Here is a 9,668-nt window from a genome sequence, read left to right as displayed (position 1 = left end):
CTGTAACAGCCTTTTCGTCGACCAGAAACCTTCTACTAAACGTTCCCAGTTGTGGGTGCGCACCGCCCGCACCGCTCCCTCCCTCTTGCTGATACAGCGTCGGCCGCGGCGCCCGTGACCGCCCGCCGCGGCCGGTCGGTGGATCAGTACTTCTCGAGCGGCGGCGGGGTCGAGTCCGAGCCCGACTTGCCGAGTGTCTCGTCGTAGATCGCCTTCCAGGTGCCGTCCGACGCGGAGGTCTCCAGGATGGAGTTCACCTTGTCGCGCAGCGCCTTGTCGGCCAGCGGCAAGCCGATGCCGTACTTCTCGACGCTGAACGGCTTGCCCACCACGCGGAGCTGGTCGGGAGCGGTGGCGGCGTACCCCTTGAGGATCGCGTCGTCGGTGGTGACCGTGTCGACCTTGCTGTCCAGCAGCTGCGAGACGCACTCCGAGTAGGTCTTGAACTCGGAGATGTTGCTCGCCTCGGTCAGGTTCTCGTCCTTGACCCGCTGGATCGGGGTCGAGCCGGTCGCCGAGCAGACCTTCTTGCCCTTCAGGGCGGTCTTGCCGGCGTCCATCGAGGTGTCGCCCTTGCGGACCAGCAGGTCCTGGCCGGCGATGAAGTACGGCCCGGCGAACGAGACCTGCTTCTTGCGCTTGTCGGTGATCGAGTAGGTGCCGACGTAGTAGTCGATCTCACCGCCGGCGATCGCGGTCTCGCGGTTCGCGGACGGGATCTCCTTGTACTCGATCTTGTCGGGGTCGAAGCCGAGACCGGCCGAGACCATCCGGGCGACCTCGATGTCGAAGCCGCAGCGCTTGCCGCTGGCGTCCTTGTACCCGAGGTTCGGCTGGTCGGCCTTGACACCGACGGTCACCTTGCCGGCGCTCTTGATCTTGGTGAAGGTCGGGCTGCCGGCTACGTCCACGCCGCTCGCCGTGGTGAACTTGTGCAGTTCGCCGCACGAGTCGGAGGCGTTGCCGCCGCCACTGCCCCCGGCGCTCGGCTCGCTCTTGCCACAGGCGGCAGCGGTCAGCGCGAGCGCTGCGACGCCTGCCGTGGCGACGAGGGTGCGCATTCTCATGATCAGGATTCCCCTTCGTTTCGTTGCTGGGTACGGCTGCGGGCGGAGCTCAGTGTTTGAGGATCTTGCCCAGGAAGTCCTGGGCCCGCTTCGAGGTGGGGCTGGTGAAGAAGGTCTCCGGGTCGGACTCCTCGACGATCTCGCCGTCGGCCATGAACACCACCCGGTTCGCCGCGGTCCGGGCGAAGCCCATCTCGTGCGTCACCACGACCATCGTCATGCCCTGCTTGGCGAGGTCGACCATCACCTCGAGCACCTCCTGGATCATCTCCGGGTCGAGCGCCGAGGTGGGCTCGTCGAACAGGATGACCTTCGGGTCCATGGCCAGGGCGCGGGCGATCGCCACCCGCTGCTGCTGGCCGCCGGACAGCTGGGCCGGGTACTTGTCGGCCTGGCTGGCCACGCCGACCCGTTCCAGCAGTTCCAAAGCCCGCTTCTCGGCCTGCTTCTGGTCCGCCTTGCGGACCTTGGTCGGGCCGAGGGTGACGTTCTGGAGGATCGTCTTGTGGGCGAACAGGTTGAACGACTGGAACACCATGCCGACGTCGGCCCGCAGTTTGGCCAGGGCGCGGCCTTCGCTGGGGAGGGCCTGGCCGTCCAGGGTGATGCTCCCGGAGTCGATCGGCTCCAGCCGGTTGATCGTGCGGCACAGCGTCGACTTGCCGGATCCGGACGGGCCGATCACGACGACCACTTCGCCCTCGGCGATGGACAGGTTGATGTCCTTCAGGACGTGCAGATCGCCGTAATGCTTGTTGACGCCGGTCAGCGCAACCAGACCAGTTTTCGTCAAGGTTCCGGAATCGCTCATGGCCAGAACCTAGCGGAGCGGAGGGTGCGGTCGCAGGCCCGGGTGGTTCCACGGTGGTAACGATCTGCAATAAACCGGAGCGGACCGTGATCCGATGGTCACAGTCCGCTCCAGTTTGTGCTTCAGTGTCCGGTTGTGCCGGTTCCGCAACAGCCGCCTGCAGCGATGGTCGCCGCGGTCGGCGGCTCCTTGACCGCCTTCTCCACGCCGGCGAGCAGATGCTGCCGTGCCGTGGGGGAGATCACGCGGCCCCGGGTGACAACCGTGTTGATCCGGCGGCTGTTGCGGATGTCGCTCAATGGATCGGCGTCCAATACAACCAGGTCCGCAATCCGGCCCGCTTCGACCGATCCGAGCTGTGCCTCCAGGCCGAGGAACTTCGCCGGCTCGACGGTCGCGGCGTACAGGGCCTGCCGTGGCGTCGCACCCGCCCCGACCAGGTGCTCGAGCTCGTCGTGCAGCGCGAACCCGGGCACGGAGTACGGCGTACCCGTGTCCGTCCCGGCCATGATCGGTACGTCGTGCGCGAACAGCTCCCGGACGAACCGCTGCCGCCACGCCCACATCTCGTGCTGGTGGGAGATCTCCTCCGCGGTCCGGTTCGCCGCGTACAGGTTCTGGATGACGTAGTCGTACGTCCCGATCGAGTCCTCGCTCAGGTACTTCGCCAGCGCCGGGTCGAGGCGGGTGTAATCGACCTGGTCGAGGACGTTGTGCATGGTCAACGTCGGCGTCACCCGGGTCCGGTTGCGGCGGAGGGTGCCGAAGACGTCGGCGGCGCGGGCGGGGCTGTACGTGTTCGCGGCGATCCACTCGATCGGGTGCAGTTGGCGGAACCAGCTGTTGTAGTCGCCGTTCGCGACCTTGATCGCGAGCAGCATCCGCCGTACCTCGTCCTCGCGGGTGGAGACCGAGAGGCCGAGTGAGTGGATGTGCTCGATGCTGCGCTGGCCGCGGTTGCTGACCTCCTTGGTGGTGACCTGGTCGGGACCGTGGCCGTGGACGGTCAGCCCGACCTTGCGCGCCTCGTCGATGATCGCCCGCCAGGACTCCTGGCTGAGCCGCGAGTACACCTTGACGAAGTCGGCGCCCTCGGCCTTGACCCGGCGTACGGCGGCCCGCGCGTCGGCGGCGCCGGCGACCACGATCACCTTGATCAGGTCCGGGTCCCACAGCGTCGGGTCGCCGTCGATGATGTTGCTGGCGACGACCATCCGCGGGCCGAGCAGCGTGCCGGCCTCGATCCGGTCCCGCCAGTCGTACAGTGCGGGATTCGTGCCGGACATCTCCCGGACGGTGGTGAGGCCGTTCGCGAGGTACAACGCCGGCGACACCCGCTCGTCGCCGAGGCTGTGCACATGCATGTCGGCGAGGCCCGGGATGACGTACTTCCCGCGCAGCTCGACCTCTACCGCGCCCGGCGGTACGGGGAACCGCCCGACGCCGACGATCCGGTCGCCGCTGATCAGCACTGTCTGGTGCGGGCTCCGGTACCCGCTGCGGACGTCGATCACCGTGACCCCGGTCAGCGCGGTGAGCTTCGAGGACTTCGCCTGGGACGGAGAGGCAGTAGTAAAGGTGCCACCGGCGACGATCGCGGCACCGGCCGCGGTACGGGCGAGAAACTGACGACGAGAACTGTTCATGGGTTCCAGTGTTCTGGCGCCGACACGCCTGAGCACTGGGTGCAGGACCACGCTCCGGGGTAGGGAAAGGCCCCTTGTCGCCTACTCTCTGCTCGGTGAAAATCCTGTGCTCCAGACGTGGGTGATCGGCGACCGGATCTACGTTGCGACGACGTCGCTACCCATGCGGTCCTACGACCGCGGTACCGGTCGGCTGCTCGCGACCTACGCGACGGCCACGGCCGACCATGCTGCGGTGGTGGCGGACGGTTCGGTGGTCGGCTGGAGGTCCGAGGATCCACAGAAGGGCCAGGTGACGTACTACGCACCCGACGGCACGGTGCGGTGGGCCAAGCAGTTCCAGGGGCGTTCGTCGATCGACAGGTTGCCGAAGTGGACACCTGTGGTGGCTGCAGCTGACGGGGTCGTCGTACTGGCCGACTGCTACGACCAGAACCGCAAGCCGTACAGCCACTGCACCTGGACCGGGGTCGATCAAACCGGACGGACGAGGTGGACCCAGGCGTCGTTTGCGCCCTGCGGCGCTCAACGAGCAGAGCATGATGTTCGGCCGCACTCTGTCGGCACTGCCGTCCATCGTTGTGGGCGAGGGCGACGAGGACTACGTGGTGCTGGCTGCGGCCGACGGACGGCAGCTGATGCGGCACAAGCGGCTGGTCGGTACGCGTACAGCCGTCCAGGGCGACGCCGCGATCTTTGCGGAGTTCAAGGGGACGGGCTGCTGGGTGGTGGGGTACCGCGGCGGCGTACAGGCGTTCAGTACCGACGGAGTGCGGTGCCAGGTCCTCGGGCAGTTGCGGATCGTGGGGGAGCGGGTCTACCTGGACGGTGAGGGCGGCCGCGGGCAGTTGACAGTGAGCATGAAGGACGGCACGGCGCGGGCGTTGAGCGGCGTGACGCTGAACGGCTGGACAAGCAGCCCGACCCTGGCCGGACCTGACGTGATCGTGTACCGCGACGGCAGAACGCTCACCGCGACCGACGCCGGTACCGGAGAGCGGCTGTGGAAGAAGGACGCCCCGGGCGAGATTCTTGGTGTGCTTGTGGACAACGGCGGTGTGCTGGCCGTGAGCAAGGCGGACAGCCACAGCCCGTTCTTCAACCGGCAGGACCAGTACAGCCGGATAACAGTGTGGGACGCCCGGACCGGCAAGCGGACCGGGGACCAGGTGATGCGGGGCGGCAACGTGCTGCGGCAGTCCTCGATCGGTCCGGGACAGGCCCTGGTGCAGTCCGATGACGGCCGGACGGTGTCGCTGCTCGGCTGAGGCGCCATTTTCTGGGGCGCGGCGCCGAGGACGTACTCTTGGTGGCTGTCATGCGTACTTATGAGGTCCGCACCTACGGGTGCCAGATGAATGTCCACGACTCCGAGCGGCTGCGCGGGCTGCTGGAGGATGCGGGCTATGTCCGCGCGCCCGAGGGGGACGACGCCGACGTGGTCGTCTTCAACACCTGTGCGGTCCGAGAGAACGCCGACAACAAGCTGTACGGCAACCTCGGCCATCTGGCGCCGGTGAAGGCCAAGAAGCCGGGTATGCAGATCGCCGTCGGCGGGTGCCTGGCGCAGAAGGACAAGGCGTCGATCGTACGGAAGGCCCCGTGGGTCGACGTGGTCTTCGGGACGCACAACATCGGGTCGCTGCCCGCGCTGCTGGAGCGGTCCCGGGTCGAGCAGGAGTCACAGGTCGAGATCCTCGAGGCGCTCGAGGTGTTCCCGTCGACGCTACCGACCCGGCGCGAGTCGCCGTACAGCGCCTGGGTGTCGGTGAGCGTGGGCTGCAACAACACCTGCACGTTCTGCATCGTGCCGTCGCTGCGCGGCCGCGAGAAGGACCGCCGGCCGGGCGAGATCCTCGCCGAGGTCGAGGCGCTGGTCGCCGAGGGCGTGCTCGAGGTGACGCTGCTCGGGCAGAACGTGAACTCGTACGGCGTGGAGTTCGGCGACCGGTACGCGTTCTCGAAGCTGCTCCGCGCGTGCGGCTCGATCGACGGCCTGGAGCGGGTCCGGTTCACATCGCCGCACCCGCGGGACTTCACCGCGGACGTGATCGAGGCGATGGCCGAGACGCCGAACGTGATGCACTCGCTGCACATGCCGCTGCAGTCCGGGTCCGATCAGATCCTGAAGGCGATGCGCCGCTCCTACCGCCGCGATCGGTACCTCCGCATCATCGAGGACGTCCGGGCCGCGATGCCCGACGCCGCGATCACGACGGACATCATCGTCGGGTTCCCGGGGGAGACCGAGGAGGACTTCCAGGGCACCCTCGACGTGGTCCGGCAGGCGCGGTTCGCGGGCGCGTTCACGTTCCAGTACTCGAAGCGTCCCGGCACGCCGGCGGAGTCGATGGAGAACCAGGTCCCGCGCGATGTCGTGCAGGAGCGGTACGAGCGGCTGGTCGCGCTGCAGGACGACATGGCGTGGGACGAGAACAAGTTGCTCGTCGGCCGCTCGGTCGAGGTGCTGGTCGCCGAGGGGGAGGGGCGGAAGGACGCCTCCACCCACCGGCTCAGCGGCCGCGGCGCGGACAACCGGCTCGTCCACTTCGCCGTACCGGAAGGTGTCGAGGCGCCGCGACCGGGTGACATGGCAACGGTCGAGATCACGTACGCCGCTCCGCACCACCTGGTCGCCGACGTGTTCGGGACGGTACGCCGGACCCGCGCCGGCGACGCGTGGCAGCGGGCTCAGGAGACCCCGGACGCACCGGGCGGATCCGGCGTGATGTTGGGTATGCCAACGATCGGCGCCACGCCGCTGGAGCCGGCAGCCGGCGGCTGCCAGCCCGGATGAGCCTGCTCGCCCCGGACGCCGAGCCGTTCGCGTTCGGGCGGGACGCGGACGTCTACGCGATCGACGAGGACTGGGTCCTGCGCCGGTACCGCGACGGTACGCCGGTCCGCGACGAGGCCGACTTCATGCGGCACGTGGCGCAGTACGGGTACCCGGTGCCGGCGATCCGTGAGGTAGACGGCGCAGACATGGTCGTGCAACGGCTCGAGGGGCCAACGGTCGGCGAGGCCGCGATCGCGGGCGCGCTGAACGCGACCGACATCGGCCTGCTGCACGCGGACCTGCACCGGCGGCTGCAGTCGATCCCGGCGCCGAGCGGTACGCCCGGGCTCGTCGTGGTGCACGGCGACCTGCATCCGCTGAACGTGATCTCCACCCCGGACGGGCCGGTCGTGATCGACTGGCGGAACGCGGAGGAGGGGCTCGCGGAGTTCGACATTGCGATGTCCGCGATCATCTTCGCGCAGGTGGCTCTCGACCCGGAGTACGCGGACCTCAGCGCAGTCCTCCGCGACGCGCTGGCGACGTACCTGGCGAACTCGATCGACCCGACCCCGGGCCTCGACGCCGCCCTGGCCCGCCGGGCCGCCAACCGCACGCTGACCCCGGCGGAGCGGCAGCTTCTCCCCGAGCAGGAGAAGCTGATCCGCTCGTACCTCAGGCGTTGAGGAACTCCGACGGCTTGAGCGGCCGGGCGACGACCCGCAGTTCGCCGATGTTTCCGGCGAAGCCCTGGTCGATGTTGTTCGCGTAGTGCCCGGCTCCCACCAGCCACGGCTTGCCCGCGGTCGCGAGGCCGTTGGACGGGGTGGCCGGGTTGCGCAGCAGCTCCGAGGAATCGACGTACACGACGCTGTGCCGCCCGTCGTTCACGATCGCCAGGTGGAACCACTCACCGGCGCGCTGCTCGTGACCCCAGTTGGTGAACGTGTCGTTCTTGTCCGCCGGGTACACCGCCCACTGCACCTGCAGCCCGCCGGAGAACCCGAGCTTCGCGGCCGGCTCATCCGGGTCGCTGCCCGTCTTGCCCGCGTCGCCGCCAGTGCCGAGCCGGGTGAACAGGCCCTCCCACGAGTGGTCCTGCCCGTCGTCGGCGAGCTTCACGAACGCCTCGATCGTGTACCCCTTCGGGAACGTCATCGCGTTCAGCGGCGCGCCGTCCGCCGTCTTCAGGTACCCGCCGCGTGCCGGATTCTTCCCACCCGGGAAGACCCAGCTCGCGTGCCCCGGCTGATCCGGGTGGTACTCCGCGGACGCGGTCGGCACGTCGTTGCTGAGCTGCACGCGGGTCAGGTCGTTGCCCTGCCCGGACTGGTCGACCACCTTGTCCGCGACCGGGCCGTCGAAGCGCCAGTACGCCGCCGTACCCGGGATCACGAGCTGCTTGGCCGGACGCGCCGGGCGGACCGGCTCCGGCGCGAACTTCGCGAACCGCTCGGCGAAGTCGATCGGGATACTGAAGCGGTTTGTGTCGTCGCTGAGCTCGATCTCCGCCTCGGCCAGCTCGTTCCGCCGGGCCGGGTCCTGGGCCATGATCCACGGCGAGATCGTCTCGACGTCGATCGTGTTCCGGGCCAGGTCGAAGTGGTACAGCCGGACCATGCCGGAGCCACCGTAGTACCGGTCCTGGTAGTTCGTGATGTGCAGGTGCACGTCGTTGCCCGCGGCATTCTTCCGGGTGACCCGGCCGGGCGGCCAGTAGTGCCCGTTCAGCGTCAGGAAGATCTGGTCGCTGTCGTCGACGAGCTGGTCCCAGACACGGTTGCCGTGGTCGCTGAAGTACGCCACCGGGTTGCCGTGGTCGGCGTTCACCAGCTCGTGGATGGCCAGGATCACCGGCAGCTTCGGGTGCTGGGCGATGACAGCGCGGGCCCAGGCGAAGCTCGCGTCCGACGGCCGCCAGTCCATTGCCAGCAGCAACCACTGGCGACCGCCCGCGCGGAAGACGTGGTACTGGTTGTACCCGTTGGCGGTCGATCCGCCGTACGTCGGCATCCAGCGGAACCTCTGCGGGCTGAACGTGTCCAGGTACGGCGACGGCCCGCGGGTGTCGTCCTTCGACCCGTCGATGTCGTGGTTGCCGGCCAGGACGGAGTACGGGAACCGGGCACGGTCGAGGAGCTTGAAGACCGGGTCCGCCTTCGCGAACTCGCTCGTCTGAGCGTTCTCCACGACGTCGCCGAGGTGCGCCATGAACACGATGTTCTGCTCGCCGCGCTGGTCGATCAGGTACTTGAACGTCGCGGTCAGCGGCGCGGCGTCACCACGATCCTGGTCGAACTGGTACTGCGTGTCCGGGACGACCGCGAGCGTGAACTGCGGGTGCTCGGTGTCGATCCGTTGTCCGCCGATCCGTTGCGCGTCGATCCGTTGTGCTGCCGCTCCGGCAGCCGCCGCGTTGCCTGCGCTCAGGGTGCCTGATGCGAGCACCGCGCCCGCCCCGATCGCGCCCAGCAACCCGCGCCGGCTGGTCCCGCCGCTGTACTGCTCGTCCATCGCCCCACGCTCCCAAGTCCGTTGACAACGTCGGCACAGTAGAGCGCGGCAACAGGCCCGACGGTGAACTCAGGCGAAACCCTGGACGATCACCGCGGGAAGCGCTTCGGCCCGCAACGACCCGAGCACCCGCGCCTCGTGCGGCACGAGCGGGTCGGGGAGGTCGTCCAGCGAGTACCACCCGAGGCCGGCGGCCTTGTCCGGCTCCTTGATGGCGGGCTCGCCGCTCCACTTCTCGGTCATGAAGAAGAAGTCCACCCGCTCGTCGATCGGGTCCCCGTTCCCACCGGTCCGGTGCATGGCCGTCACCGCCACCAGATCCGCCGGGTCGACCTCCAGCCCGACCTCCTCCTTCAACTCCCGCACCGCGGCCGCCACCGCCGACTCACCCTGCTCGACATGCCCCGCGGGAACCGCCCAGTACCCGTCCATGTACCCGGTATTGGCCCGCAGCAACAACAACACCTCATCCCCGCGCCGCACCACCACATAAGCCGCAGGCACCACCAGAAACCGATCCATACCCCAGACCCTAAACAACACCACCGACGCCCAAAGGACACCGCTCCGCGACGGCTGCCCATTGCCGCCTCCGGCAGGTGCGCGCGAGGTGCCACCGGGCGGGGGTGTGGCGCGGGCGGGCGTGACGGGTGGGGTGTACCGAGCGACGGGTAGTGGTGGCGCGATTCGGCTCTCGGTGGATGGGGCTGAGCGTGAGGGGACGGGCGAGGGGTGAGTACTACCCGTTCTTCGGTACTAGTGTCCCCCGCCAGGAATCCTTTGAATATATGCGTTGAGTCGTTCGAAGATCTGGTCGGCGGTCTTGGTCCAGGTGAACGGTCGCGGGTTGT

At 68.4% G+C, this 9,668-nt stretch carries 8 protein-coding genes; 3 read left to right on the top strand and 5 right to left on the bottom strand.

Features of this window, described 5'->3' with window-relative positions; translation table 11 throughout:
- Positions 1 to 143: 143 nt before the first annotated feature.
- From ACFV9C_RS22230 to ACFV9C_RS22220, 3 genes are all read right to left on the bottom strand, one after another.
- Positions 144 to 1,067, bottom strand: a complete 924-nt coding sequence (locus tag ACFV9C_RS22230) for a glutamate ABC transporter substrate-binding protein (protein ID WP_380196273.1) — start codon at positions 1,065 to 1,067, stop codon at positions 144 to 146.
- Positions 1,068 to 1,116: 49 nt separating this feature from the next.
- The gene (locus tag ACFV9C_RS22225) at positions 1,117 to 1,845 is read right to left on the bottom strand and encodes an amino acid ABC transporter ATP-binding protein (RefSeq protein WP_380196953.1); all 729 of its coding nucleotides are present in this window, start codon (positions 1,843 to 1,845) and stop codon (positions 1,117 to 1,119) included.
- Between the two features lie 155 nt (positions 1,846 to 2,000).
- The gene (locus ACFV9C_RS22220; protein ID WP_380196271.1) at positions 2,001 to 3,524 is read right to left on the bottom strand and encodes an amidohydrolase family protein; all 1,524 of its coding nucleotides are present in this window, start codon (positions 3,522 to 3,524) and stop codon (positions 2,001 to 2,003) included.
- A gap of 542 nt (positions 3,525 to 4,066) precedes the next feature.
- Here ACFV9C_RS22220 and ACFV9C_RS22215 point away from each other — a divergent pair.
- The 3 genes from ACFV9C_RS22215 to ACFV9C_RS22205 are packed head-to-tail and all read left to right on the top strand — an operon-like array spanning position 4,067 to position 6,989.
- Positions 4,067 to 4,792, top strand: coding sequence for a PQQ-binding-like beta-propeller repeat protein (locus ACFV9C_RS22215; protein WP_380196269.1), 726 nt, complete (start codon positions 4,067 to 4,069; stop codon positions 4,790 to 4,792).
- A 50-nt stretch (positions 4,793 to 4,842) separates the two neighbouring features.
- Positions 4,843 to 6,321, top strand: a complete 1,479-nt coding sequence (gene miaB / locus ACFV9C_RS22210; RefSeq protein WP_380196267.1) for a tRNA (N6-isopentenyl adenosine(37)-C2)-methylthiotransferase MiaB — start codon at positions 4,843 to 4,845, stop codon at positions 6,319 to 6,321.
- On the top strand, positions 6,318 to 6,989 hold the full coding sequence (locus tag ACFV9C_RS22205; RefSeq protein WP_380196264.1) for a phosphotransferase: 672 nt from the start codon (positions 6,318 to 6,320) through the stop codon (positions 6,987 to 6,989). Before miaB ends, ACFV9C_RS22205 begins: the two co-directional genes overlap by 4 nt.
- Here the strand turns inward: ACFV9C_RS22205 and ACFV9C_RS22200 are convergent.
- Positions 6,979 to 8,817, bottom strand: a complete 1,839-nt coding sequence (locus ACFV9C_RS22200; protein WP_380196262.1) for a LamG-like jellyroll fold domain-containing protein — start codon at positions 8,815 to 8,817, stop codon at positions 6,979 to 6,981. The two genes, ACFV9C_RS22205 and ACFV9C_RS22200, sit on opposite strands and share 11 nt — an antisense overlap.
- 69 nt (positions 8,818 to 8,886) lie before the next feature.
- Positions 8,887 to 9,339 (bottom strand): NUDIX domain-containing protein, encoded by a 453-nt coding sequence (locus tag ACFV9C_RS22195; RefSeq protein WP_380196261.1) that lies wholly within the window; start codon positions 9,337 to 9,339, stop codon positions 8,887 to 8,889.
- Positions 9,340 to 9,668 lie beyond the last annotated feature (329 nt).

It is taken from the genome of Kribbella sp. NPDC059898 (assembly GCF_042730855.1).
In the GTDB taxonomy this organism is placed as follows: domain Bacteria; phylum Actinomycetota; class Actinomycetes; order Propionibacteriales; family Kribbellaceae; genus Kribbella.
This window is presented reverse-complemented; position numbering and strand designations above follow the sequence as displayed.

Coding starts and splice junctions, on each gene's coding strand:
- ACFV9C_RS22195 (WP_380196261.1), bottom strand. CDS start 9,339: ATGGATCGGTTTCTGGTGGTGCCTGCGGCTTATGTGGTGGTGCGGCGC.
- ACFV9C_RS22200 (WP_380196262.1), bottom strand. CDS start 8,817: ATGGACGAGCAGTACAGCGGCGGGACCAGCCGGCGCGGGTTGCTGGGC.
- ACFV9C_RS22215 (WP_380196269.1), top strand. CDS start 4,067: ATGTTCGGCCGCACTCTGTCGGCACTGCCGTCCATCGTTGTGGGCGAG.
- ACFV9C_RS22230 (WP_380196273.1), bottom strand. CDS start 1,067: ATGAGAATGCGCACCCTCGTCGCCACGGCAGGCGTCGCAGCGCTCGCG.
- ACFV9C_RS22205 (WP_380196264.1), top strand. CDS start 6,318: ATGAGCCTGCTCGCCCCGGACGCCGAGCCGTTCGCGTTCGGGCGGGAC.
- ACFV9C_RS22220 (WP_380196271.1), bottom strand. CDS start 3,524: ATGAACAGTTCTCGTCGTCAGTTTCTCGCCCGTACCGCGGCCGGTGCC.
- miaB (WP_380196267.1), top strand. CDS start 4,843: ATGCGTACTTATGAGGTCCGCACCTACGGGTGCCAGATGAATGTCCAC.